At 38.8% G+C, this 23916-nt stretch carries 25 protein-coding genes and 1 other RNA gene; 8 read left to right on the top strand and 18 right to left on the bottom strand.

Features of this window, described 5'->3' with window-relative positions; genetic code table 11:
- Window positions 1-16: 16 nt before the first annotated feature.
- The 4 genes from MLE14_RS15110 to MLE14_RS15095 all read right to left on the bottom strand — a co-directional run bounded on the left by MLE14_RS15110 (window position 17) and on the right by MLE14_RS15095 (window position 5021).
- A complete protein-coding gene (locus tag MLE14_RS15110; RefSeq protein WP_243299253.1) occupies window positions 17-1630 on the bottom strand; it encodes a glycoside hydrolase family 43 protein in 1614 nt (537 codons plus the stop codon).
- A gap of 73 nt (window positions 1631-1703) precedes the next feature.
- Entirely contained in the window at window positions 1704-2525 is an 822-nt protein-coding gene (locus tag MLE14_RS15105; RefSeq protein WP_243299252.1) for a carbohydrate ABC transporter permease, read from the bottom strand.
- A gap of 15 nt (window positions 2526-2540) precedes the next feature.
- Window positions 2541-3419, bottom strand: coding sequence for a carbohydrate ABC transporter permease (locus tag MLE14_RS15100; RefSeq protein ID WP_243299251.1), 879 nt, complete (start codon window positions 3417-3419; stop codon window positions 2541-2543).
- A gap of 294 nt (window positions 3420-3713) precedes the next feature.
- A complete protein-coding gene (locus MLE14_RS15095; RefSeq protein WP_243299250.1) occupies window positions 3714-5021 on the bottom strand; it encodes an extracellular solute-binding protein in 1308 nt (435 codons plus the stop codon).
- A gap of 364 nt (window positions 5022-5385) precedes the next feature.
- Between MLE14_RS15095 and MLE14_RS15090 the strand changes: the two genes are divergently transcribed.
- Complete coding sequence (locus tag MLE14_RS15090; RefSeq protein WP_243299249.1) at window positions 5386-6567, top strand: ROK family transcriptional regulator; 1182 nt, start codon at window positions 5386-5388, stop codon at window positions 6565-6567.
- Window positions 6568-6725: 158 nt separating this feature from the next.
- Here MLE14_RS15090 and ssrS read toward each other — a convergent pair.
- Together ssrS and MLE14_RS15080 are read right to left on the bottom strand one after the other, a co-directional pair.
- Window positions 6726-6921, bottom strand: a non-coding RNA gene (gene ssrS / locus MLE14_RS15085) — 6S RNA.
- A gap of 68 nt (window positions 6922-6989) precedes the next feature.
- Entirely contained in the window at window positions 6990-7184 is a 195-nt protein-coding gene (locus tag MLE14_RS15080) for a hypothetical protein (RefSeq protein ID WP_243299248.1), read from the bottom strand.
- A gap of 158 nt (window positions 7185-7342) precedes the next feature.
- Here MLE14_RS15080 and MLE14_RS15075 point away from each other — a divergent pair, with 158 nt between their 5' ends.
- Complete coding sequence (locus MLE14_RS15075) at window positions 7343-7501, top strand: hypothetical protein (protein ID WP_243299247.1); 159 nt, start codon at window positions 7343-7345, stop codon at window positions 7499-7501.
- Complete coding sequence (locus MLE14_RS22495) at window positions 7485-7616, top strand: hypothetical protein (RefSeq protein ID WP_279326448.1); 132 nt, start codon at window positions 7485-7487, stop codon at window positions 7614-7616. Before MLE14_RS15075 ends, MLE14_RS22495 begins: the two co-directional genes overlap by 17 nt.
- Before the next feature lie 74 nt (window positions 7617-7690).
- Here MLE14_RS22495 and MLE14_RS15070 read toward each other — a convergent pair whose 3' ends face one another.
- Complete coding sequence (locus tag MLE14_RS15070) at window positions 7691-8134, bottom strand: hypothetical protein (RefSeq protein ID WP_243299246.1); 444 nt, start codon at window positions 8132-8134, stop codon at window positions 7691-7693.
- Window positions 8135-8269: 135 nt separating this feature from the next.
- Entirely contained in the window at window positions 8270-8797 is a 528-nt protein-coding gene (locus tag MLE14_RS15065) for a CBO0543 family protein (RefSeq protein WP_243299245.1), read from the bottom strand.
- Window positions 8798-9000: 203 nt separating this feature from the next.
- Here MLE14_RS15065 and MLE14_RS15060 point away from each other — a divergent pair, with 203 nt between their 5' ends.
- Window positions 9001-9525: a CBO0543 family protein gene (locus MLE14_RS15060; protein ID WP_243299244.1), complete on the top strand. Its 525-nt coding sequence runs from the start codon at window positions 9001-9003 to the stop codon at window positions 9523-9525.
- 49 nt (window positions 9526-9574) lie between these two features.
- Here the strand turns inward: MLE14_RS15060 and MLE14_RS15055 are convergent, their stop codons facing one another.
- Entirely contained in the window at window positions 9575-10345 is a 771-nt protein-coding gene (locus tag MLE14_RS15055; protein ID WP_243299243.1) for an SDR family NAD(P)-dependent oxidoreductase, read from the bottom strand.
- 176 nt (window positions 10346-10521) lie between these two features.
- Here MLE14_RS15055 and MLE14_RS15050 point away from each other — a divergent pair, with 176 nt between their 5' ends.
- The gene (locus MLE14_RS15050; RefSeq protein WP_243299242.1) at window positions 10522-11112 is read left to right on the top strand and encodes a TetR/AcrR family transcriptional regulator; all 591 of its coding nucleotides are present in this window, start codon (window positions 10522-10524) and stop codon (window positions 11110-11112) included.
- Window positions 11113-11155: 43 nt separating this feature from the next.
- Here MLE14_RS15050 and MLE14_RS15045 read toward each other — a convergent pair whose 3' ends face one another.
- On the bottom strand, window positions 11156-11947 hold the full coding sequence (locus MLE14_RS15045) for an ABC transporter ATP-binding protein (RefSeq protein ID WP_243299241.1): 792 nt from the start codon (window positions 11945-11947) through the stop codon (window positions 11156-11158).
- Window positions 11948-12215: 268 nt separating this feature from the next.
- Here MLE14_RS15045 and MLE14_RS15040 point away from each other — a divergent pair, with 268 nt between their 5' ends.
- The 3 genes from MLE14_RS15040 to MLE14_RS15030 are packed head-to-tail and all read left to right on the top strand — an operon-like array spanning window position 12216 to window position 13588.
- A complete protein-coding gene (locus tag MLE14_RS15040) occupies window positions 12216-12728 on the top strand; it encodes a hypothetical protein (RefSeq protein WP_243299240.1) in 513 nt (170 codons plus the stop codon).
- Window positions 12729-12771: 43 nt separating this feature from the next.
- Window positions 12772-13254 carry a putative iron-sulfur cluster-binding metallochaperone gene (locus tag MLE14_RS15035; protein WP_243299239.1) on the top strand — a complete coding sequence of 161 codons (483 nt, stop codon included), beginning with the start codon at window positions 12772-12774 and terminating at the stop codon, window positions 13252-13254.
- Entirely contained in the window at window positions 13241-13588 is a 348-nt protein-coding gene (locus MLE14_RS15030; RefSeq protein ID WP_243299238.1) for a n-acetylglutamate synthase, read from the top strand. Before MLE14_RS15035 ends, MLE14_RS15030 begins: the two co-directional genes overlap by 14 nt.
- A 324-nt stretch (window positions 13589-13912) precedes the next feature.
- On the opposite strand, the gene MLE14_RS15025 is transcribed toward MLE14_RS15030, so the two are convergent.
- The 8 genes from MLE14_RS15025 to MLE14_RS14990 all read right to left on the bottom strand — a co-directional run bounded on the left by MLE14_RS15025 (window position 13913) and on the right by MLE14_RS14990 (window position 23499).
- The gene (locus MLE14_RS15025) at window positions 13913-15556 is read right to left on the bottom strand and encodes a DUF4127 family protein (protein ID WP_243299237.1); all 1644 of its coding nucleotides are present in this window, start codon (window positions 15554-15556) and stop codon (window positions 13913-13915) included.
- A 135-nt stretch (window positions 15557-15691) separates the two neighbouring features.
- On the bottom strand, window positions 15692-17032 hold the full coding sequence (locus tag MLE14_RS15020) for an FAD-dependent oxidoreductase (RefSeq protein WP_243299236.1): 1341 nt from the start codon (window positions 17030-17032) through the stop codon (window positions 15692-15694).
- Between the two features lie 36 nt (window positions 17033-17068).
- Window positions 17069-17905: a carbohydrate ABC transporter permease gene (locus MLE14_RS15015; RefSeq protein ID WP_243299235.1), complete on the bottom strand. Its 837-nt coding sequence runs from the start codon at window positions 17903-17905 to the stop codon at window positions 17069-17071.
- Window positions 17895-18827, bottom strand: a complete 933-nt coding sequence (locus MLE14_RS15010) for a carbohydrate ABC transporter permease (RefSeq protein ID WP_390628961.1) — start codon at window positions 18825-18827, stop codon at window positions 17895-17897. Before MLE14_RS15010 ends, MLE14_RS15015 begins: the two co-directional genes overlap by 11 nt.
- 13 nt (window positions 18828-18840) lie before the next feature.
- Complete coding sequence (locus MLE14_RS15005; RefSeq protein WP_390628959.1) at window positions 18841-19539, bottom strand: hypothetical protein; 699 nt, start codon at window positions 19537-19539, stop codon at window positions 18841-18843.
- Between the two features lie 61 nt (window positions 19540-19600).
- Window positions 19601-20881, bottom strand: coding sequence for an ABC transporter substrate-binding protein (locus MLE14_RS15000; RefSeq protein WP_243299233.1), 1281 nt, complete (start codon window positions 20879-20881; stop codon window positions 19601-19603).
- 105 nt (window positions 20882-20986) lie between these two features.
- Window positions 20987-21688, bottom strand: a complete 702-nt coding sequence (locus MLE14_RS14995) for a response regulator transcription factor (protein ID WP_243299232.1) — start codon at window positions 21686-21688, stop codon at window positions 20987-20989.
- Window positions 21685-23499 (bottom strand): sensor histidine kinase, encoded by a 1815-nt coding sequence (locus tag MLE14_RS14990; protein WP_243299231.1) that lies wholly within the window; start codon window positions 23497-23499, stop codon window positions 21685-21687. The genes MLE14_RS14995 and MLE14_RS14990 overlap by 4 nt, the downstream gene beginning before the upstream one ends.
- Between the last annotated feature and the right edge of the window lie 417 nt (window positions 23500-23916).

The following is a 23916-nucleotide window of genomic DNA, read 5'->3' as shown; positions in this document are numbered from 1 at the left end:
GTGGTTTGTTTTATTATTATTTTTCTTCCGGTTTATATACGAAATAATCGAAATCAGCATATTGGTTCTGGCCAGATGTATCTTGGCATTGCATTCCTACAAATGCACCTGTAAAAAACCCGCCGCCCTGAATATAATCATCAGATAGCTTATAGGAATCAAATTGGATCGGTATCACAGTCCAAGTGAGCCCATCATAGGAATAAGAGTACTGATAAGTATTCGTTTTGACCTCTACCCGCAGAAAAACATATTTGATATGCTCAGGAATCGCAACTTCTTTTCCTAATAGCGGTTGCCCAAAAGTGAAATTATCACATGTCATAATTTCTAGAATCCTGCCTTTTTCCTCATTCCACGAAATTTGCAGAGAAGTCCAATTCTGAGTATTATAATAATTCACGAGACCTGCAGATTGCTGAAAAGTGTTGGGATTAAAAGCTACTTTCGTTTCTGCGGTAAAATTAAAATGCTGCCAGCGTCTTGCCACAAAGCTTTGTGTAAACTTTGAGGTAAGAGATTCTTTTCCATATAGCCGCAAATGACCCGGATTGTCTGTTAATGAAAGTATATCGTTTCCTAATGGAATTCGCAGTGTCTGGAAATGCAAATTTAAAGTATCACTATTAAAATCATCTTTTTCTGGATAGTCTCTTTCCCATTTTACTTCTTCCATATTCGGTCCTTGAATTTCAAGCGAAGGCTGATTGCCGCCCACTACATATGGCCAATCGTTTTTCCATTCTAACCGCTGAATTGCTGTTTCTCTTCCTAAGGGACAAAATCCTCTTGGATCAAGCAGCGGCTGGCCCTCTCTTGGCAATGGCCTTCCCGTTAAGTGTACTAAGAACCATTCATTGGTATGTGTTTGAACAATAGAAGCATGACCCGCTTTTTGCAACGGGTTTCTTGGATAAGGCATTGACGTGATTAATGGATTTTCAGGATGAACCTCGTATGGTCCTCTTAGATCTTTTGAACGGGCAATCGTAGCCTGGTGATCATATTTAGTACCGCCTTCTGCGGTTAAAAGGTAATAATAGCCATTGATTTTATATAAATGTGGCGCTTCGGTCAGCTTTATATCTGTTCCCTTAAAAATAACTTCAGGTTTGCCCACCAGCTTCTTTTCCTGAACACTATATTCCTGCAGGACAATTCCATAGAAATTGTGATTGCCTACACGATGATCCCACATCATATTGACTAAGTATTTCTTTCCGTCATCATCGTGAAACAAGGATGGGTCAAAGCCTGAACTGTTTAAATAGATGGGTTCCGACCAATCGCCATCAATTGTATCACACGTAACAAGATAATTATGGCAATCCTTCCATCTTCCTTCTGTTACTTTGACGTCTGTATAAATGAGCCAAAATTTCCCGTCATTATAAGAAAGAGCCGGTGCCCAGATTCCCCCTGAATCAGGGTTCCCCAACATATTCAATTGACTTAATCGATTAAGCGGTCTTGAGACGAGACGCCAATTTTTTAAATCCTGTGAATGGTAAATTCCTACACCTGGAAACCACTCAAATGTGGAGACAGCAATATAATAATCTTCTCCCGCACGGCAAATACTTGGATCTGGATTGAAACCAGTTAATATTGGATTGCGAATAGTTGCCATATTCATCCACCTCAGCTACATTTTTTATCGATTTATTTAAAAGCTTTACTTACAAAGCAAGAGCACTCATCGATTATCCTTTTACAGCGCTGGCTGAAATACCTTCTACGATTTTGTTGCTAAAGAATAGGAATGCAATTAATATCGGAAAAATACTAATCACTAATGTTGCACCTATTGCTCCCCAGTCAGTCAAATATTGTCCAATAAAGTTTTGTATTCCTACAGTTAACGTCTTGTACTGATCAGAACTGATAAATGTATTCACAAATACAAATTCATTCCAATTATATATCATGTTGATAATAACCGTAGTTGACATGACAGGCATGGTCATAGGCATAACGATACGGAAAAATATGCGATGGACTGAACAGCCGTCAATAATAGCTGCTTCCTCTATTTCTCGCGGCAACGTGTAATAAAAACCTAAAAGTATCATGATAGTTATAGGCAAATTATAGGCTATATACGTAAGAATAATTGAAATAGGGTTATCAATTAACTCCACACTTAAAAACATTTTAAACAATGGGATCAAGGCAGAGTGAACCGGAATCATTAAGCCAATCATAAATAAACCTAAAAATAACGAACTTAATTTCCAGCGCATTCTTGTAATTGCAAAAGTAGCCATACTTGCCAGTAATACCGTAAAAAAGATTGCCACTAACGTATACCATACGCTATTAAAGAAATAGATTCCGACATCGCTTTGCAAAACTTTAACGTAGTTCTCCCATTTTAATTCTTCTGGAAATGATAATGGCGCAGAAGCAAATATTTCTGTAGTATCCTTTAATGAAAATAATACGAGCCAAACGAGCGGAAAAATTTGAAACACCGCAACAAGTCCGAGAATACAATAGAGAATTGTGTAGCCGATTCGTTTCATGAAAGCTCCCCCCTTCTAATATTGTGTGTCATTATCTGATGCAGTCAGCCTGCGGATGAATACGGTAACAATTAAAGTAATGATTAACAATAAAAAGCCAATGGCGCTTCCGTAACCGAAATCATAGCTATTAAATGCCATTTTATACATATAGGAAGCTATAACTTCACTTGCTCCGCTAGGTCCTCCGCCGGTCATTACCCAGATGAGGTCAAAATACTTTAATGACCCTACAATCGCCAGGACCACTGTCACTTTTATAACACCCTTAATGAGAGGAATTTTTATTTTATAAGCAATTTGAAAAGCAGAAGCTCCGTCTATTTTGGCCGCTTCTATAAGAGAGTCCGGAATGTTCTTCAAAGCAGCATAGTAAATCAAAATATAGAAACCAGCATATTGCCATAAAATCGGGATAAATATTGCATACAATACAATCTCAGGATTCCCTAACCAGACTGGGGGATTCTCAATGCCTATCCCTTTAAGCAAACTATTAAGAATACCATTTGCAGGGTTATAAATCTTAATCCAAAGCTGAGCAATGGCAACTGAAGACAGTAACATGGGAATCAAATAGATTTTCCTTAGCAGGCCAGCCCCTTTTATCTTAGATGCCAATACTAAAGAAATGACCAGGTAAACAGCTAAGCTAACAGTTGAAAAAATGGCCAGTAAAAAAGAATGGCTTGTACTTTCCCAAAACTTTTCATCTTTTAAAACATTGATGTAATTTTCTAACCCGATAAACTTCATCTCGCCTATTCCATCCCACTCCATGAGGCCATAATAGCCGGTCAGTGCAAGTGGAATGTAAATCAAGAAAGCGATCAGAATTAGTGCAGGAAGAGTATATAACGCAATAATTAACTTGTTGGACATCACTTTATTCATATCCCTTACCACCCCTAGTCAATCTGCTTCAACAGTTTTCCTTTTTTATTGCATGAGTAAAAAAATAGTTTAATAGAAACTTTCAATCATTCCGACATTTGTAACCGTTTTCTTTTGCGAGTAAAAAACATCTGCAAGAATTATTTATAACCAAGCAAAGATAGAATAGCAAACTTTTTTTCGTTTGTCTAGTCGATAAACAAAGTTGATTCGCTTTTTAGAAAAAAAGCTGCCGAAATGTTTTTTCGACAGCTTTGCCAAATAGTCTAATTAAATTAATTGATATTACCTTTATTATTCACCCTTAGCTAATGCATCTTCTTGCACCGACGCAAAATCTTCAGGTGACATTTCTCCTCCAAATAATGTTTGGATTGCATCTAGATGCACTTGTGCAACATTTGGATCCATTTGCACGTCTGCAAACAATGTTATATTGCTAGCCTCATTTAATTTATTTAAAACATCAATATACATAGCTGGCAGATCAACAGAACTAGTATCTACCTTTGTTGCCGGGATTACTCCTGCATCAGTTACGGCCTGTTGGCCCCATTGTTCAACAAAATATTTTACGAATTTCTTTGCTTCTTCTTTAACCTTTGAATTTTCAGAAACAAATAGACCTACTCCAGGTCCTCCAACCCAACTATTCAAATCACCGTTTCCTTCAACAGTTGGAAAGTTAAAGAATCCGACAGAGTCTCTAAATTCTTGCGGGACATCCGTATTGGTTGTGTAGTTTGGCAAATCCCATGATCCAATTAGATACATAGCTGCCTGACCATTCATAAATAAGCTTTTTGCTTCTTGGTCTGAAAGAGCATTATAGCCCTCTGCAAAGGCACCCATATCAACTAGGTTTTGAATTTCTTCCGCTGCCTTAATTAATGCAGGATCTTCGAAAGACCCAGTTCGGTTAATGGCGTTAGTTAAAGTTTCAGCACCGCCAATTCGATCTGCTAAATACATATACCATAATGATCCTGTCCAACGGTCTTTATTGCCAAGAGCTATAGGTGCAACATTGTTGTCTTTCAATGTTTGAATTACATTTTTAAAATCTTCGTATGTTTCAGGTACTTCCAGCCCATACTCATCGAAAATCGCTTTATTATAGAAAATAGGTGCGATATTTAATTCTAGCGGAAGTCCATATGTGTTGCCATCGATCGCATAAGCCTCAGTTGTACCGGAAACAAATTGATCTTGTAATCCATCTTCCAAAAGATCATTTAAAGGAGCAAATAAATTTCCTTCAACATAAGGTGTCAAGAAACCTGCTGCCCAAGTCATTCCAACGTCAGGAAGTTTCTTAGATGAGGATAGGACCTTTAACTTTTCTTTATATTGCTCATTCCCAAGAATTTCTAATTCAACATTAATACCTTCATTTTCACTCTCAAATTGTTCGACGATTTTGTTAACTATTTCATAGTGATCCTTTGAACTTCCCTCTGGCCAAAGATGCATAAATGTAATAGTTTTATCCCCATTGCTATTTTTAGCCTCTTCATTGCCTCCACCTGAACATCCTGATAGAATCAGCATAAAGACGGCTAATACTGAAAACCAAAATCCATGTGCTTTCTTTCTTAACATACATATCCCCCTTAGAATATTGTAACCGCTTTCCGAACTACATCTTTAGAATAGCAAACTAAACCTTGTTTGTCTACTGGACAAACAAAGATTATAATAGAAATATAAAAATAAAATGGGAAAGTGGGTATCCGTATTTTTTTAAATAAAAATTTTCCGCTCAGAAATTTGGTTAGTCCCTGCTCTTTATGAAAATTTATGTATTTAACCTAGATTCAGCACTCCGGAAATGGTGATATAATAATGAAATAATAAGTTCGTAAAACCGTATTTTAAAAAATAAATGATACTTGTTTTAAAAGTGTGCTGATCTTTCCCATTCCTCATTAAAAGGTTTTAAAAGAAATATTAAAAGGAGACTACAATGAATATTGATGTATATCAGACTTGGAATCAATTTGTTGTTAAAAAAGGGAATAAATCATTAGTACTTGAAACCATCATTAATAGCTCACCTATTTCAAGGGCAGATATCGCACAACGAACAGGATTAAATAAAGGAACCGTATCCTCTTTGGTTAGTGAGCTTTTAGATGAAAAGTTAATTACAGAATCTGGCCCTGGTGAATCTAGCGGCGGCAGACGGCCGGTAATGCTTCTATTTAATCAGGATGCAGGGTATTCTATAGGAATTGACCTAGGTGTCAATTATTTGCTTGGGATACTGACAGATCTGCAAGGAAACATCTATTGTGAAAGAAAGATATACTACAATCAATTATCATTTGAAGAAATCGAGAGCAAGTTATATGAAACCATCGATCACCTCATTGCTTCTGCTCCCTCCAGTCCATATGGAATTATTGGGATCGGAGTCGGTGTTCCGGGTACTGTCAGCAATACAGGCGAAATCTTATTAGCACCAAACCTGGGATGGAAAAATGTAGAGTTCAAAAAAATATTAGAAAGCAAATATAATATCCCGATCATCATTGAAAATGAAGCGAATGCCGGTGCATATGGTGAAAAGAAATTTGGAGCAGGAAAAAACTCTGAAGATATTGTCTATGTAAGTGCAGGGATTGGAATTGGTGTTGGACTTATTCTTAACGGTAAACTTTATAAAGGAAGTAATGGTTTTTCTGGTGAAATGGGACATATGACAATCCAAGCCAACGGATTGAAATGCCGATGCGGCAACGAAGGATGCTGGGAGTTATATGCTTCGGAACAAGCATTACTGAATGCTGCTAAACAACAAAACATTAAAACTAGTTTAAAGGAATCCCTTACCCTTGAAGACATTTTATCCTTAGCTGAAAATGGTGATCAGTTAGCCATTCGTTTATTTGAAAATATCGGCAACTATTTAGGTATTGGTGTAACTAACATCATAAACATTTTTAATCCAGAACAAATTATTATCGGCAATCGGCTTGCTTCTGCCAAAAAGTGGCTGATTAAACCTTTAAAACAAAAAATGGAGACTCATACATTGTGGTACCAGCAGCATGATTTGAACATTAATTTCTCAGAACTATCTACCCTTTCCACTGCATTAGGAGTTTCTGCTTTAACGGTAGAAAATTTTTTAGTGTTAGTGTAAAATCGAGTCTGCTCAATGTAAGGAAGCGTGACACACCTGCTATGGGTGGTCACGCTTTTTCATTTTCTGCCTCTGTTCGGTTCGAAGTTCCTAAGCTCAAAAAAATACCAATAAACACAAAAATCCAGCTTCCAAACGGAAACTGGTTAGTCTTCATGTATGCAGCCGCTTTTGCCGTATCCGAATAAGAAAGTTTTTAACCACCACTCCTCAAAGTGGGTGTTCGCAGAAACCTTCCTGCCTGTTTTCCTTGTCGTGTAGACGGAAATTTGTCATTCCAGTTTCGATTTAAAACTCCCTTTAACAGCTCATAAGGTAAAAACTTTATTATGACCACGAGCAAAGCAGCTTGTATTGATATTTTACCTCGATTCATGAAAAATTACAATGTTATTCACTGCCATTCTGATTTTTTCAGAAGATTAGGCTTGAAGCTGTGATTGAACATCATTTATTAGAGTTTGGATTTGTGTAACTTCATTAGAAGCTGTCTTTAATGCTTCGGCACAAAGAGTGGGGTTTGCTGCCGATTGTTCAATAGCTGAAGTAATCATGTCTTTTACAATGGCTGAAGCAGCCTCTGCTTGTTTTAATTTATTCGTATCGATTTGAGCCATATGAATTCCTCCTAGTTGCTTTTTTTCACAAATTATATATTGCTCCCAAATCTTTGTTTTATCCATTCATTAAAATTAATACCTTCTCCAAATTGTTCCTATTGTATATTTCCTCTCCACTATACAAAAAATAGGAAAGCTAGAAGGAGGAGTAAAGAATGCCAATTGATGAAAAAGATCTTGTCAGACAGCCTTTAATGTCAACAGCTACTAATGCACATGGATATGAAAAGGAACCGGCTCAATCCAAACCAGCCAATGTACCCAAAATCGGAGACACAATCATAGGAGATGAAAAAAATGAAAACAAAGGATAATTTTTTAGAGGGCAATAAGGTCACTCAAGATAATCAAATTTATGGAACGCCAAATAGTAAGGCGAAAAATGGAACCGGTGACTCACCCAATGATAATGTTCGGAAGAAAAAATAGGAATGGAACATACAGCCAAATCATTCTTGGCTGTATGTTTTTATTAATATGTACTTTTAAATGAATTATTAAGCCTACTTATTCTTTCTAATATAATGCAAATGCCATCTTAAGAAATAGCTGGTCGCTGGATAAAAGGGGATTGAATACAGGAGTTTCCAATTTTTATGGCTTATATAACCCATTTGTAAACATACCCATTCATAAATCAAGGCAAAAATTGTCCATGCTAACACATACCAAAAAAAACTCCCCCGCTTTTGAGGCATAAAATTGAGGAAAATAATACTAGCTGAAGGTGTTAAGGTAACCTGAACTATTGTCTCTGGAACCCTAGGTTCTTTATCTATTCCAAAATCGTATGCATCAAAAGAAACCCCGATTATTAAATCTACAAATAGTGTAACAGCTGCAATTGTAAACCAGGTTATATACATTTCTTTTCTCGTGATTCTTTTGGGCATAAAATAAATAATGACCAAAAAGACCAACACTGTTCCAAATGTTAAATACCACATGAGCCCACATCCGATATCGTGTCAATAATATGGATAAGGATATTATTTCTAATAATTTGTGCTTTATGTATTCTATCTTGACAGCAGTAAATTAAAAAAGTCAATTTCATTTGGAAACTTATGGAAATTGACTTTTTAAAGCTTAGAATTAAAGGCTTTTCCTCTTGCGATTTTTTCACTCAGCAAATATAACACTATGTATATGGGGAAAGAATAAAGACTGTTCCAACCTAAAGGTTGATATAGTTTGGACATAATTGCCAATGGCTCACCTATAAATGCAGCAATGATTGCAAAAATAAATCCTTTTTTTAAAGGTAGCCAATTCGGTTTTATTTCTAGAAAAAACATTACGGTTATAGGCAAAAGAGTAAGATCCCAAGGTAAATATCCGGGAAAAAAAGGAAGTACGTCATAAGGGTACACCCATAACCCTAATTGAACACCCACTGAGTCTAATATTAAAGCGATAACTCCCATAAATAAGCCTGCACGAAAAAGGTCTCCGGTATCATTTTTATTATGAAACTTCCACCAGACAAGCCAAGGAATAATGCCCAAAAGTAATCCAGCCCACCACAGTGGTGTAAGAAAAACCATTTTATACCAGGTCTCCATCAAAACACGATGAGCATGGCGATAATTCGTAAAAGCTTCAATCATTTCATTAATGACTGCATGACTTTCCACTTTGATCACGCACCGATTTACAAATTTTAAATTTATAATTTGTTTTTGCTCACTTATCTATGCATGTTTATAGTTAACCGAGAATAATTTGGCTGATGTCAATCAAGCAAATTAAAGGGAATATGTTTTTAATAACCGGGAAATCTAGAAAAAAATAATGAAAATGTGGGAATTATATGCAAATTATTTATCCTATCGTTTTTTTTCTAATTTCGTTGAAATGGGGAAAATGGAACAATCTGAAACAATATTACCCGACTATGCTGTTTATGGTAATCGGGAACCTCTTATATGGTTTTTTATTTAAAGACTATCCCATGTGGAGATTTGAGCATACATTTGAACAAGAACTTCTGCCTACCAGAATGAGTATTGAATTTTTAAAGAGTTTCACTTCATTTCCGATTTTGACCTTTCTTTTTCTGTCTCATTACCCTGAAGATCAAAATAGAATTAAAAAAGTTCTATACATTGTAATGTGGGCATTTTTATTCGTTTTGATCGAGAAAATCTCTAAATGGCTCGGAATGATTAGTTACCATCATGGGTGGAATATATGGTGGTCCCTTTTGTTTGATATTGTGATGTTTTCTATTCTAGCCATTCATTATAAACGTCCTATTATTGCTTGGATCCTCTCGGGAATCATGTTTTTATTTTTATGGCATGTTTTTGATATTCATTTTGAATTACTAGAGTAACTAATATAAAAAGGCTGCTGAGAATTTTCAACAGCCCTGTCGATTACTTTTATCGTGAAGTATAACCTGCATCCACATGAATCGTTGTACCCGTGACATAGGAAGATGCATCAGAAGCTAGCCATAGACTTGCCTGAGCAATTTCTCTTGGTTGACCAAAGCGGTTTAATAAGCTTAATTGCGGAGCATATTCTTCTTCTGTGAAGCCGAACTGCTCTAATGCTCCGCGAAGCATTGGAGTATCAATAGCTCCAGGAGCCACTGAGTTTACACGAATGTTTAACGGACCATTTTCCATGGCTGCTACTTTTGTCATCCCAACTACACCATGTTTGGCTGCCACATAAGCGATGTTTTGTGGCTGCGGTCGGAAGCCGCTAACTGATGAAATGTTAATAATAGATCCACCATGACCTTGTTTTTTCATTTGCTGTAATTCGTATTTCATACAAAGTGCTGTTCCTGTTAAATCCACTGCTATTAGTCGGTTCCAATACTCCTCATCAAAATCTGACGCTAGTTTATCATCAGGAGTTAAAGCCGCGTTATTTACAGCAACATCCAATTTTCCGAATGTATCGACTGCAAATTTTATCATTGCTTGGACTTGATCTGATTTTGAAATATCCACTTTAACGAAAGCTGCTTCTCCACCTGCTGCAATAATTTCCTCCGTGACAGCTCTTCCCTTTTCTTCATTGAAATCAGCAATCACAACCTTTGCTTTTGCTTCTGCAAAAAGCTTCGCTGTGGCCTCTCCCATACCCATAGCTGCACCTGTAACAATGGCTACTTTACCTTCTAATACTGGGAATGTCATAGTAATACCCCCTATTAAGTGATTAATTCGTTTACATCCCTACTATATAGAAAGAAAATCTCTCTCAATGAGCAGCCTATATAGAAATGTTCATTACTATACAATCGCATCGATTTTGTACAATAAAGTTGCAGAAGTATTCCGCTTCCAACATACTAGATATGAGGTGAACAAACATGCAAGACTTCATCGATAAACGAATTCAGCGTTCAAAAACGGCCTTAAAACAAACTTTTATAGATTTGTTATATAAAAAGCCATTTGCTCAGATTACCATCTCTGAAATTGTCCGTGCAGCCAATTACAACCGGGGCACCTTTTATCACAATTTCCACACAAAAGAAGAGCTATTGGATGAAATTATTCATGATGTTCTCGAGGAAATGATAGAGGAAATTCGAAAACCTTATAAAAACTATAAACAAATAAATATAAAAGAACTTAATACGGAAGATATTACATTGTTTTCGTATTTTAAAGAAAATGGGAAGCTTTTTAAATTATTATTAAGTAACCATATTCGTGTTGACTTTCGATTTCAAATGGCAAATGCGATTGAAGACTTATTCATAACCGAATATGAATACCAGCTTCCTGAAGGAACCCAGCTTGATCCAAGGTGGTTTTATATTTACCGGGCTCATGGAATTGCTGGTGTCATTATCCGCTGGATTGAAGAAGATTTCCGGACCCCTCCTGAATATATGGCCAAGCAAATTGTAGAGCTTATGGTGACGTCGACAGATGTTTTTCATATGAAGGAATAAAAAAGAGTAAGTCATCTTTTCAATAGATGGCTTACTCTTTTCATTATTTTTTTACCATTTGTAATTTCGAAAGCAATGGCCGGTTGTGATTCCAGATTACATCAACAGGAAGCTCAAAGAACTCGGAAAGCTGTTGGCTAGAAATGATCTCACGAGTGTTCCCTGCTGCAAAAACACGTCCCTCTTTTAGCAATAAGGCTTTATTGAATACAGGTAAAATCTCTTCGACATGATGGGTTACAAAGATGATAGTAGGAGCATCGTGTTTCTTCGCTAGTTCCTCAACCGATTCCAGCAATTGTTCACGGGCGATAAAATCCAACCCGCTTGTGGGCTCATCCAGAATCAGCATTGAAGGATCAGCCATTAATGCACGAGCAATAAGAACGCGCTGTCTTTCGCCTTGGGAAAGAGTTTCATATTCCCTATTGGCATAGCTGATACATCCGAGTTCTTGTAGTAACTTGACCGCCTTTTTTCTCATTTCATCGGTCGGATCTTCGTAAAGACTGATGGAAGCAAATGCACCGCTTAACACCACTTCAAAAGCGTTGTCGCCGGGGTGAAATTTTTGCTGAAGCGCGGAGGAAACATACCCAATCTTTTTTCGAAGCCGTTCTGCCAGATACGTTTTCCCAAACTCAAATCCTAGAACGTTCATGTTTCCCTTGGTTGGAAAGGTATACGCATTAAGCAAATTTAAAATCGACGTTTTCCCTGAACCATTTAATCCTAATAATACCCAGTGTTCTCCATTTTCCACGCGCCAATTGATATCCTGCAAGATCCACTGATTTCCCCGTCGCAATGAAACATTTTCTAAGTGTAAGATCATATTGATTTCTCCCTCGTATCCGATTTGTTCCGATTCGCTATATTTCAAAGTTTGATTGTCATTATTAGGCTTGTCAATATGATTATTTCCTTAACTTTTGAAACGGAGGGACGGTTCTTGCGTTTCAGAGGCAGTAAGAATGAAACAGAAGAACCGTCCCTCTGTTTCCCTCTGTTTCACCATTTTATGTTAGTATGGTTTTAAGTTGTTTTAAATTTTATAGAGACAGAAATGCTAAGAACACCTTAGCATTTCACGGAGTGATGAAATGAAGAAAATTATAATAGGAACTTTGATTACCATTTTATTAGCATTAACAGTTTATATATTATGGTACACCTTCCCTACCCAGCATATTAAAACCTTCGAAGGTGTTTCTTTTCAATTAGAAAGTGAAGCTGAGGCAGAAAAAGTAAATATACATATTAACGGAGTCGTACAACGAAGTCTGAATGGTCAAAGGACATTTGAAGGTACGATTGATATCGAAGGCGAAGTGCTGCCGGTTCCGGAAGATCAGAGAAAAGTGGTGGTTCGTTTTCTTGAAAACGGACTAGGTTCAATCATTTATGTCGGTTATAAAGAAGATGGAAAACCATATACCTATTCTTATGGAACTATGTTTATCAATAAAAATTTAAGCAAGCTTACCATATTAAAAGGAGACTGGACGGCAGCAAACGGTTTAATCATTTCTGCTCCAGCAGGTGATCGGACGGAAGCGGTTCAAATTTCAAATGAGTTAATGAGGGAATTTTTAGATGGGAAATCGCTTAGGTAAACATGCTGTTTAGCGGTATTTATTTTGGTAAAGGGGGAAAATGATGGAAGCATGCTGTAACGGGTTAAATGAAATTAAAATAGAAAATCATGATTATTGTCCATCCTGTAAAAATAAAGCCAAACGTGTAAAACTCATTACTTTGAAATCATTGCTTAAACCAGCTTCATTAGTTACTTTAAATTCTAAAGAGACTCACTATTTTTGTTCAACCTCAGATTGCGATGTAGTCTATTATGATTCGAATCATAAAAAATACCTTGTTTCTGACTTAAAGGTTCCAGTTCACCAAAAAGATGACAAAGCCCCTATTTGTTACTGTTTTGATTGGACAAAAGAAAAAATAGTGGATTATCTGGTGAAAGGTTTGACTCCAGTTGAACCAATTCGTGAAAACATTAAAGAAAATCGCTGCGGCTGTGAAGTCAATAATCCGCAAGGCAGCTGTTGTTTGGGGAATATGACAGCATTTATTCAACAATTATCCTGGTTTAGTAGATGGGGGAGAAAATATGATAGATTATAATGGCCGTAAATTTGTCTCGATGGAAAATACGGATAATGGTGAGGTTTCTTCCAATACTTTTTTCGAGTATAGACAGAATGGAAATATTGTTTCAGCCACCTATAGCGGTGTTGAAATTATTCAAGGAACCCTCATTGGCATTGTAAGAGAGGATGGTTCCCTGGAATTCAGATATAACCACGTAAATAGCAAAAATGAAATAAGAGGCGGAAAATGTGTTTCGATTCCTGAAATCTTAGCCGATGGCCGAATCAGGCTACATGAGAAATGGCAGTGGCTTGATGCGGAACAAACAGAGGGCAGTTCGATTATTGAGGAAGTTGTTATTGATTAAAGAAATGAGATGCGGTCGAGTTCGATTATAGGCAGCATCTCTTTCTGCTTCTCAGAGTGAGACTCTTCCTACTGTGAGTAAATCGCTTGCTTCCGGTAGTAACATCATCCCTACCGGTAGTAAATCCTCCGCTTCCGGTAGTAAAACCCTTCCTACCGGTAGTAAATCCCCCGCTTCCGGTAGTAACCCTCCCTTCCGGTAGTAAACCCTACGCTACCGGTAGTAAAACTCCACTACCGAAACTAAATCCCCCGCTTCCGAGATTACATGAAATAAGGACAGTTCTTCTGTTTCATCCTGAAACAGAAGAACCGTCCCCTTGTTTCACTGCAATTCCAACTCAGGCTCTAGTTCAGCTTCAAAAATCCGCGGCCAAGGGAGTTTTACATGAACTCCTTCTAATTCGGAAATGGTCATATAAAAACCCTGGGTTCCTCTAGATCCGATGTAAACTTCTTTTCCGTCAAAGTATTGGTACCACTTTTCGGTTTCGGCCGTTAATTTTTCTTTTACAAAACTATTCACAAGCTCATAATTGGCCCCTAAATCCCATTCACTGGCTCCAATTTGTTGGATATAGGCTCTGGCTGCTGGGTGAACGACGTTTTTATAGCCTTGATCTTTGGCAAATCGGTGCAACAGAAACTCATAGTGGGATTCTGCTGTTTGTTCATATAAAGGAACACCGAATTGATTTTCTTGTTCTGTAAAGGCAAAACGGGCTGCTGCATGACCTACGGTGATTCCAAGTGCGTTCCCGGCTGTGTTCCAGCCGCTATAGGCAAGGATTTTCGTCAGGTCCACTGTTTCGGCAAGCTTAGTGACAAGGGCTTCCTCAGCTTTATTGACAAGTAACACATCACCAATCGCTACCTGCTTTCCTTCTGAAATCAACTCACTTGTCCGTGCAACCAGCTTATCCTCGTTTCTAGTTGAACCATTTGAAGATGGCGTATTTAATAAAAGATGAATATCCGCCTCTGCTTCGTTTTCAACTATTCTTCCGCCAGCTGCTTCGATATGTTTTTCAACATTATAATCAAAGGTTCGATCTTCAAAAGGAGCGATCCAGTCTTTTCCGTGGATCCCATTATACTCAACATAGAATGACGGTGATGTAGTAAACAGCTGATTGACAAAACGCGAAACCAGTACGACATCGACTTCATCTGCACCTGGGAAAACCGCAACTTGATCTTCGACTCCAAGCGAAGCTACTTTTTCAAGTAATACCTCTCTTTCAGCACGGTGAAGACCATAAGGTGCAGCATCATCCTGAGACAAGATTAAGTAGTCAATATAGCCCTCATTAACCCAGTCAATCATGAGATTGTTTACTGTATGATTTCTCGCTCTTGCTTTTTTATAATCCTCTAAAACATCCTCAGGAATCAGGGACTCTAATTCTTCAAGCCTTTCTCTTCCTTCCATCCCCAGGTTCACAACCTTATCGTAAAGAACGGCCCACTCACTAATTAGCGTATAATATTTTAGATATTCATCGCTAATTGCTGTCACAGCCAGTCGTTGAATCGTGTCATAAACATACACAGGTTTATCAGGATATAATTCCTTTAGCTGTTTAATCACCTGGATATCAGCAAGGGCATCCTCTAGTGACTTTGTACCAGTCCTTGAAGCGACTAACCCCCCATAAGCCAACATACTGGTTGAAATGACAAAGCCATCTGCCTGATCACCATTTTCTAACAGCCACTTACTGATTTCTTCCCCATTTCCAGGTGTCGTAAATTTCCCAATCATCTCTTTCGGCGGAGCAATCACTTCGACACCAGCAGAAGCCCCCACCTTGGTTGGAAAATAAAGATTAGCTGGGCGATCATCAAGCGGAACCATAAGAATCGTTGCGAGTTCATTCTTTTCCTCTGCGGCACTAACCGCACCTAATGAACTCATTAATAAAAAACCAACAAGAATAACAGCAAGGATATTTCGAAAGCTTTTCATACAACTCCTCCTTTACATTATTGGTTTACCTTAAAGTGTGTAACATGGGAACGATTCTTGGATTTCAGAGTAAACATAAGTTGAGTTCTAGCATGAGAAGTAATGATGAAACAGAAGAACCGTCCCTCTGTTTCATCAAAGAACTACGCCATTTTCTACTAGGATAGCTTGTAATTTCTTGATATTGAGGTGTTTTGGAGCTGTGTTTTCTGTGATAGAAAGTGCAGCAGCGGTTCCGGCAGCTTGGCCTGTTGCCATGGCACTTGGGGTTAATCTGGTTGTTGCTAATGCTTCGTGAGTGGTGGAAATACACCTCCCTGCTACTAATAAATTTTCAATTTTCTTTGGTACCAGACTCCGATACGGAATGCCATAGCTCCCATCCCCCTGGATGTCATTGGCTTGGACGCCTCTTCCGGTTGGATCATGGATGTCAATTGGGTAGCCGCTAAGCGCAATCGTATCCTCGAATTTCTTCCCTGAAACTACATCCTCAATCGTCAAAGCATATTGTCCATCTATCCGGCGGGTTTCCCTGATGCCAATTTGTGTTCCGACGGCTGAAATCGAGGCTTTTTTAAATCCTGGAATGTTCTTTTGTAAAAACTCAGCCATCATCAGGACTTGTTTTCTGCCTTCCTTTTCCCCTTGTGTCACGTCGAAAACGTCCGTTCCATCTAAGCCTTGGACACGGGTACAGTTGACCAGTACCTCATCCTCTTCCGGCCCTGCGAAAAAAAGAACTTGGTCCCGGTTGATGGGAACGCCCGATTCATTCCATTCTTTATAAAAGCCCTGCACACCCGTAAGCGGCAGTTCATCAAGTTCGTTAATCGGTGTTTTTTTATAAAAATTGCTTGGATTGGCCTTCATTGCTTCTTTTACCATGGCAAGGTTGACGCCTCTCATGCGAAACTTCATCGTCATCGGCTGCGTTTTATGATCGCTATCTCTTCCCTTTAAACAAGGTGCCCCGGCCAGATAGGCAATATCTGCATCTCCGGTTGTGTCCACAAATCTTTTAGCCGAAACGGTAATCGGACCTGATTTTGTTGTGAGTTTAATAGATTTGATCTGGTTTCCTTCCACTTCCACCTGATCCGCAAAACTATGAACCAGTACTTCAACACCTGCTTCCTCCAGCATGTCTAAAGCTAACAGCTTATATTTTTCAGGATGATACGGGGTGACTGAATATGTAAAACCAACTGTATCACGCAGATGTCCAGGTGACCCGCCTTGACTCATGAGCCTATCTACAATTTCTTGGGCAATGCCTTTTATCACTTGAATTCCCGAGGATGTATGAAAGGTCATCCAAGGGTATACAAGTGCGACCGTGGACATCCCGCCCAAAAACCCATATCTTTCAATCAGAAGTGTTTTCGCACCTGCTCTGCCTGAAGCAATCGCTGCATTTATGCCAGCAGGACCGCCTCCTGCCACCACGACATCAAATTCTAGATATCTCTTCAAAAATGACACATCCCCTTTCCTATTTTTCAAAGCAGCTTACTTTCCGCCTGTCATGGCGATTCCCTCAATAAATTGCTTTTGGGCAAAGAAGAACACAATCAAGAGTGGAACGGTTGCCATCACAGAAGCACTCATCAGCAGCTCCCATTTTGTACCGACCTCATCCGTAAATAAAGCTAACGCAAGCGGCAACGTCATCTTTTCTTCTGAGTTAATGTAAATGAGAGGTTCATAGAATTCATTCCAGCTTGTTAAAAAAGTGAATATTGTCAAGGTGGCGATCGCCGGTTTGGCTAACGGAAGCATGATATTCCAATAAATGCGGAAATAGGAACAGCCATCCAATTTGGCTGCCTCTTCCAATTCCTTAGGTACCAATAGGAAGAATTGCCGCATGACGAAAACGCCGAATACACCAGCTGGACCTAGTATCGGGATTGCAATGAGCGGAACGTGTGTGTCAATCAGTCCTAAATCTCTCATAAATAAAAAGAGCGGAATCGTAATAACTTCAACAGGGATCATCATCGTACTTAACAGGCACAAAAATAAAATGGAACTTCCTTTAAATTTCAGTTTGGCAAATGCATAGCCTGCCAATGATCCTAAAAAGATTGTTCCTGCTGTTACTAGAATAGCAATATATAGACTATTAAAATAAAACAGGTGGAATGGGGTTGATTGCAACACCTCTAAGTAGTTTTCCCACTTAAACGGTTCGGGAATAAGCTGAAACACAAATACTTTTGCAGGGTCCTTGAAAGACGTATTAATCATCCATACGAAGGGAACAATCATAATCAGCGAAATAACCGTTAAGACCCCATAAAATAAAAATTTCATAAACGTCCCGTTTTTCTTTTTATTGTTCATGGAAAACCCACCTTCTTCTGCCAGCCCACTGCAGGATTGTAAAGAATAAGATAATCACAAATAAAACAAGGGCAATCGCGGAAGCGTAGCCAAAATCAAATAGTTTAAAGGCATTTTCCCAAATATAGTAGACTAGTACCTTTGTGTGGTTCCCTGGTCCGCCATTTGTCATGACATAGATTTGTCCAAATACCTTCATTGAACCGATAACCGTGAGAATAATAGTTAAAAATAAGGTCGGCGTGATCATGGGCAGTGTAATATGCCAAAATTGTTTTCCTCTTCCGGCCCCATCTAAAACTGAAGCTTCATAGAGGTTTTTATCAACTTGCTGTAAGGCTGCTAAGAACAATACCATATTCAGTCCCACATTTTTTAAGGCACTGACCACGATGACTGCCCCCATGGCAAGGTTTGGATCATATAGCCACGCTGGTCCGTCAATCCCAAAGATCGCAAGCATCTGATTAATGAACCCTTCCTCTGTTCCAAACATATATTTCCAGATAATCGACCATACGACAATCGATGTCATAACAGGAATAAAGATCGCAGTCCGGAAAATACCCATCCCTGGCAGATTACGCTGCAATAATAGAGCTAACAATAAGGCAAGAACAATGTTGATAGGAACAAGTCCTGCAGAGAAAATCAGGGTATTTTTTAAAACGACCCAAAAATCGGGATCATTCACAAGCCGCTGATAGTTTTCTGAACCGATAAAATCGGGGTCCCCTAACAGCTGCCAATCTGTGAGACTCATATAAATCGAATATACAAGCGGAAAGAGCATGACTATCAAAAAGCCAATAACCATAGGGCTTACAAATAAATAGCCATAAAAAGCTTCACTTCCTATAAATTTCCGTCGCCTCTTCATATTTAAAGGGAGGCCTTTGGCTGTTTGTAATTTTGATTCCAACTTTCCTGCCTCCTTACAGTGAATCAATTGCCTCTCTAAAAGTCGAAATGGCTTTCTCCATACTCTCCTCCGTTTTTCCTGTTACAATCGCTCCAAGCATAACGGCTTTTACTCCTGCCTGATAAAGAATCGGAATATCATGCGACTCCAATTTTCTTTGTGAAGGAACTAAAACAGGTACGTCCAAATTTGCAGCAAGCTGGTTATAGGCCAGTACATCGTTAAAGGTCAGTGGCGATCCATATTCTTCTCCAGGAACGATAGAGGCTTCAAGAGCCGTAACTCCAAAATGTTTCACTTTGCTGAACCTATCTATTTGATAATCACTGGATATCGCGAATGTTTTTTCAATTCCCTCTAACCCCAGCATCCAGCTTGGCTTATGGTGGGCGTAAATTGAATAAAAATCAAAGCCTAACTCGGTCAGCTTTTGCATTTCACTTTTGCTTATATCTTCAAACGAACCACCTGGCACAACGCCAAGCGGCCCAGAAAATTCTTCCCTGATTTTTTTAAACGTTTCCGAATAGGTCTGAACATCTGCAAATCGATTTCCAGATGCACGATGATGTACATTGACATGCATTTTAATCGCATCGGCTCGAGCCCGGATGGCTGCCTGTGCGAGATCTGTCCTATTTTCAGGCAAGCTCACTATTAGGGTCATCTTCTTTTCTTCTAACAAATGCTGTAAAGATGTTGTCAAACGCATTCACCTCAAAGATCAAAAGGGAAACGGTTAAGCCTATGTCAGGTTAACCGCAGCCTTTTTATCATTTCAATAATGGATCAATCTTTTCATTCATACCTTCTAAAATTTCTTCAGGCTCCTTCAATTCCCCAAATAACTCATCAAATCCAAATTGAATCGCATTATCGATTTTTTGCCATTCGATGTGACCTGCTTGCAGTCTCGCATTATCCATTTCATCAATAACCGCTCTTTGAATGCTTTCTACTGGCGGATTATTTGGCTGATCCACAAAATCATCCGAACTTAATACTGATTCACGCGGAGGCACGAAGAATGTCGAAGTGGCCGTAATTCCTTCTTGGCTAGTAAAGAACTTGAGAAGCTCTTGCGCTTCCTCAGGATGTTCCGATCCTTTAAAGAGAGCGTAGCCTGCCTGGCCCAGCATTGGGAATCTGCCTTCAGGACCCTCTGGAAGCGGTGCAATATCCCACTCAAAATCCTGTACATTCCGGGCAGCCGAAACATAGCTATACACATCAAAAAACATGCCGATTTTGCCTGATTCAAAGCTGACTTGTTCTCCCGCTTTCGGATGTGATCCATCCTCAAACATCATGCGCTGAAGCATTTTTAGCGTTTCTGCACCCTGTGAGCTGTTCCAAGTGAAATCAGTCTGATCCTCATTAAATAGATCGCCTCCATGAGACCAAGTATGAGACAATAAGGCAATCCATGTATTCCAGTCACGGAAAAAGTTGGCCCCATAAACTCCATCTCTGGAAATTGCCTTTGCTGACTTTTCAAACTGCTCCCAGGTCCATGTTCCAGCTTCAACATGCTCATTTGGTGTTTTTTCACCAGCATTTACAAACAAATCCTTGTTATAAAAAATAACCATGGGCGGTGTTGAGAATGGAATTCCTAAGAGCTGGTCATCTTTTTCAAATAAATCAAGTGTTGAAGGGAAAAAGTCATCCATATTATATTCTGCATCATCTGCAAAGGAGGACACGTCCTCTAACAGGTCGTTCTCCATAAATTGAGGTACCATCCGTTCAGCAACCCAGCCGATATCAGGCAGCTCTCGTCCTGCAGCGAGTACCGTTATCTTTTGCTGATAGTCTGGAAATGGTACACTTTCGATTTTCACTTTAATATTTGGATGTTCTTCATTAAATTTCGCAATTAGCTCGTTGTACACTTCCTGATGGGCTTCACTTCCCCACATCATAAAAGTTAATTCTACTTCTTCGTTATTGTTCTCATTTTCTTCAGATTCACTGGTACCCGCGTTATTGCTGCAGGCAGCTGAAAACGCTATCAATAGAATCGATAAAAAAAGTAAACTAATCTTTTTCATTCTTTGTTATCCCTCCCCTTATGTGTTTCATTTTAAGAAAGTTCCCCCGCCAACAATATCCTCTCAAAAAGAGAAATAGTTCGTTTATCTTAGATTTTTGGAATGTTATGAATTTTGCCGATACTGGACAGGTGTCATTCCTACTTCATGCTTAAAGACTGTCATAAAATGCTTAGGACTTTTGTAGCCTGATAGTTGTGCAACTTCATAAACCTTTAAGTTTGTCTCTTTTAGTAATTTTTTTGCTCGTTTCAGACGCTGCTCGGTTATATATTCAGTAAAAGTCTGATTCAGTTCTGATTTAAACAGCTGCCCTACATATTGCGGGTTTAAAAAGACATGATCGGCAATATGCTTTAAAGTAATTTCATGACTTAAATGGTCATCGATAAACTGAATAATCTTATCAAATTGCTTTGAAGTTTCTTGCTTTTTTTCCTCTGAATCCTTAAAAAGCTTAGAGAGGGTCTCTGATAGCTCCACCCGGTTAATCGGTTTTAACAGATAATACTGAATCCCATAACGCATAGCTGTTCGGGCATATTCAAAGTCACTGTGACCGCTTAAAATGATAACCGGAACATCTGCTGAGATCTGTCTTACCTTTGCGATAAAGGTGAGACCGTCCATTCCGCCCATTCGGATATCGGTAATCACTAAATGGGGCAGGCTTTGGAAAAGAAACGACAATGCTTCTTCGCCGCTTTTCGCTTCTGTTACGGTAAAACCGCCAATTACCTGTTCAAGCAAAACCTTTAACCCTTGTCTGATTATTTCTTCATCCTCAACGACCAGAATCTCTTTCATGTCCCTCTCTCCCCTTCTCTTTGAATCGGTAACGTCATTTTCACTATAAATCCTTTTTCCACTCCGCCACCAATCTCTATGCCATATTGGTTTCCATATAATAGCTGGATTCGTTCATGAACATTGGAAAGGGCGATTCCGTTATGCTTCTCAGATGACGTATGCTGTTGGTTCTCAATTAAACTTTTAAGCTCTGCTAAACGTTGATGTGTAATCCCCCTGCCATTATCCTCAACCTTAATGGTTAGCAGACTTTGTTCACAATTCCCCTGGATCGAAATGGAGCCTCCCCGATTTGACAGCCCATGAACAATTGCATTTTCGACTAACGGCTGCAGTACGAGCTTCGGAATTAATACATCCAAAACGCTTGCGTCGATTTCTTCATGATACTGGAGGTTGTCTCCCATCCTTACCCTTTGAATCGCTATATACGATTGGATAAACGTTAACTCTTCTTTTAACGTCACAATTTTTGCCGAATTATCAATCGTATATCTCATTAATTTTCCAAGTGATGTGACCATATCCGAAACTTCTAAATTCCCTTTTGTTATTGCGAGCATATTGATTGATTCTAGCGTGTTATATAAGAAATGAGGATTCATCTGGCTTTGCAGCGCCCGGAGCTCCGCCTCTTTCTCTCGCAAACTTGTTTTATAGACTTCAGATACTAGCCGATCGATTTCACTAATCATATGATTAAAACCCTTTCCAAGCTGACCAATTTCATCGTTTGACGTGATTTCTACCCGCTGGGAGAAGTTTCCCTTTTGTACCTTATCCATCGCTTTTCTTAATTTGTGAATCGATTGAACGAGCGGTTTTGAAAGGATAAAACCCAGTAAAAATGAAATGAGGATTCCGACAATCACAACCGCAAACAACACTTTTCGCAAGCGATTCACTTCACTAAATACAATCGATCGCGGAGTCAGCATAACCGTCTTCATCCCAGAGTAGTCTGATTCATTATAGACCATCATGTAATCCGTCCCATTTATCGGGAGGCTTGTATAGTTTTTGACTTGGATACCTTCTAGCTCGGAAATAAAACTAGACTCAATGATCTTGTCTTCCTTGTTTGGATAAATGAATTGATTGTTTTGATCAACTATAAAAATTTGACTGCTGGAGTCTGTATTCCCGACTATTTCTTCGATGAGCTCTTGTTTCAAATCAATCTTGATGATGCCAAGAGGGTCATAGGTAGACGGATCTCGAATTAATCTGGCAACTGAAAATACGGCGGTATCTTTTTTTAAATAATAATTGGGCTGGTGCAATGGAAGCAGCACCCACTCCCCGTCTGCCCTTTCAATTTCCTTGATCCATTTGTTATTTCGCTCAAATACTCGCAGCATCACAGTATTCGAATCTAAATTACTGAAAATCGTCCCATCATTCGCTAAAATATGGATCCCTTTAATTTCATTTCTCATATGAATCAGACTCGAAATAAAGCGCCACATCGGCAGCCTTTCTGAGGCAGGCGGAAACGATGTCGTTTCTCTTGGGGTTTTATGATTCATTAAAATATCTAAAATTTGCTGGTCATAGAGCGGGGATAACGAAATAATCTGCATTTCCCTTAAATACCGATTTATATTCTGGTTGATTTGATCAGCCAATTGGATTTGATATTCCTCGGTCCGTCTTTGGCTAGACTTGGCAAATTGGTAATAGGTGATGCTCCCTAATATCGTGGCTGTCAGCAAAATAAGCAGTGAAAAAACGAGCATTAGCTTCACCCGATATGGAAGTGAAAGCAGATAGGTTTGAAAGGATTGTTTGATTGTTTGGATCTCCATAGACTTCCCCTTTTGCAGCATTTTTTTATTGCTTTCGACATTGGTTGGGGAAATCCTTTTGGGGTTGGGATATGGGAAACCTATTTATTTCATTACGGTGGGATTTATATCGTAAATTAGGAAAAAGGGAGGAATGGATTTGAAATTGAATATGAGCACTTATATTGGGAGAGAACTACCCAGCATATTTGGACAGCTTTCCTTAATTTATCACCTTTCGTGTCCGAATAAGTCGCCTATTCGGACAGCTTTCCTTAATTTATCACCTTTCGTGTCCGAATAAGTGGCCTATTCGGGTTGGCCCCCTAATTTTGGACACGAGCTTTCGTTTTCTCGAGTTTTCTTAGTTTCTTGTTTTAAGTCAACCTTCTTCACCTCTTGGCATTATAAGTGATGTCACTACAGCGTCAAGCCCAC

The organism is Bacillus litorisediminis (genome assembly GCF_022808645.1).
GTDB classification, from domain to species: Bacteria; Bacillota; Bacilli; order Bacillales; family JC228; genus Bacillus_BF; species Bacillus_BF litorisediminis.
This window is presented reverse-complemented; position numbering and strand designations above follow the sequence as displayed.

Coding starts and splice junctions, on each gene's coding strand:
- MLE14_RS14990 (WP_243299231.1), bottom strand. CDS start 23,499: ATGGAGATCCAAACAATCAAACAATCCTTTCAAACCTATCTGCTTTCA.
- MLE14_RS15080 (WP_243299248.1), bottom strand. CDS start 7,184: ATGGCTCAAATCGATACGAATAAATTAAAACAAGCAGAGGCTGCTTCA.
- MLE14_RS15070 (WP_243299246.1), bottom strand. CDS start 8,134: ATGTGGTATTTAACATTTGGAACAGTGTTGGTCTTTTTGGTCATTATT.
- MLE14_RS15050 (WP_243299242.1), top strand. CDS start 10,522: ATGCAAGACTTCATCGATAAACGAATTCAGCGTTCAAAAACGGCCTTA.
- MLE14_RS15095 (WP_243299250.1), bottom strand. CDS start 5,021: ATGTTAAGAAAGAAAGCACATGGATTTTGGTTTTCAGTATTAGCCGTC.
- MLE14_RS14995 (WP_243299232.1), bottom strand. CDS start 21,688: ATGAAAGAGATTCTGGTCGTTGAGGATGAAGAAATAATCAGACAAGGG.
- MLE14_RS15035 (WP_243299239.1), top strand. CDS start 12,772: ATGGAAGCATGCTGTAACGGGTTAAATGAAATTAAAATAGAAAATCAT.
- MLE14_RS15065 (WP_243299245.1), bottom strand. CDS start 8,797: ATGATTGAAGCTTTTACGAATTATCGCCATGCTCATCGTGTTTTGATG.
- MLE14_RS15030 (WP_243299238.1), top strand. CDS start 13,241: ATGATAGATTATAATGGCCGTAAATTTGTCTCGATGGAAAATACGGAT.
- MLE14_RS15075 (WP_243299247.1), top strand. CDS start 7,343: ATGCCAATTGATGAAAAAGATCTTGTCAGACAGCCTTTAATGTCAACA.
- MLE14_RS15040 (WP_243299240.1), top strand. CDS start 12,216: ATGAAGAAAATTATAATAGGAACTTTGATTACCATTTTATTAGCATTA.
- MLE14_RS15055 (WP_243299243.1), bottom strand. CDS start 10,345: ATGACATTCCCAGTATTAGAAGGTAAAGTAGCCATTGTTACAGGTGCA.
- MLE14_RS15105 (WP_243299252.1), bottom strand. CDS start 2,525: ATGAAACGAATCGGCTACACAATTCTCTATTGTATTCTCGGACTTGTT.
- MLE14_RS15110 (WP_243299253.1), bottom strand. CDS start 1,630: ATGGCAACTATTCGCAATCCAATATTAACTGGTTTCAATCCAGATCCA.
- MLE14_RS15015 (WP_243299235.1), bottom strand. CDS start 17,905: ATGAACAATAAAAAGAAAAACGGGACGTTTATGAAATTTTTATTTTAT.
- MLE14_RS15025 (WP_243299237.1), bottom strand. CDS start 15,556: ATGAAAAGCTTTCGAAATATCCTTGCTGTTATTCTTGTTGGTTTTTTA.
- MLE14_RS15100 (WP_243299251.1), bottom strand. CDS start 3,419: ATGAATAAAGTGATGTCCAACAAGTTAATTATTGCGTTATATACTCTT.
- MLE14_RS15090 (WP_243299249.1), top strand. CDS start 5,386: ATGAATATTGATGTATATCAGACTTGGAATCAATTTGTTGTTAAAAAA.
- MLE14_RS15045 (WP_243299241.1), bottom strand. CDS start 11,947: ATGATCTTACACTTAGAAAATGTTTCATTGCGACGGGGAAATCAGTGG.
- MLE14_RS15005 (WP_390628959.1), bottom strand. CDS start 19,539: ATGCGTTTGACAACATCTTTACAGCATTTGTTAGAAGAAAAGAAGATG.
- MLE14_RS15000 (WP_243299233.1), bottom strand. CDS start 20,881: ATGAAAAAGATTAGTTTACTTTTTTTATCGATTCTATTGATAGCGTTT.
- MLE14_RS22495 (WP_279326448.1), top strand. CDS start 7,485: ATGAAAACAAAGGATAATTTTTTAGAGGGCAATAAGGTCACTCAAGAT.
- MLE14_RS15060 (WP_243299244.1), top strand. CDS start 9,001: ATGCAAATTATTTATCCTATCGTTTTTTTTCTAATTTCGTTGAAATGG.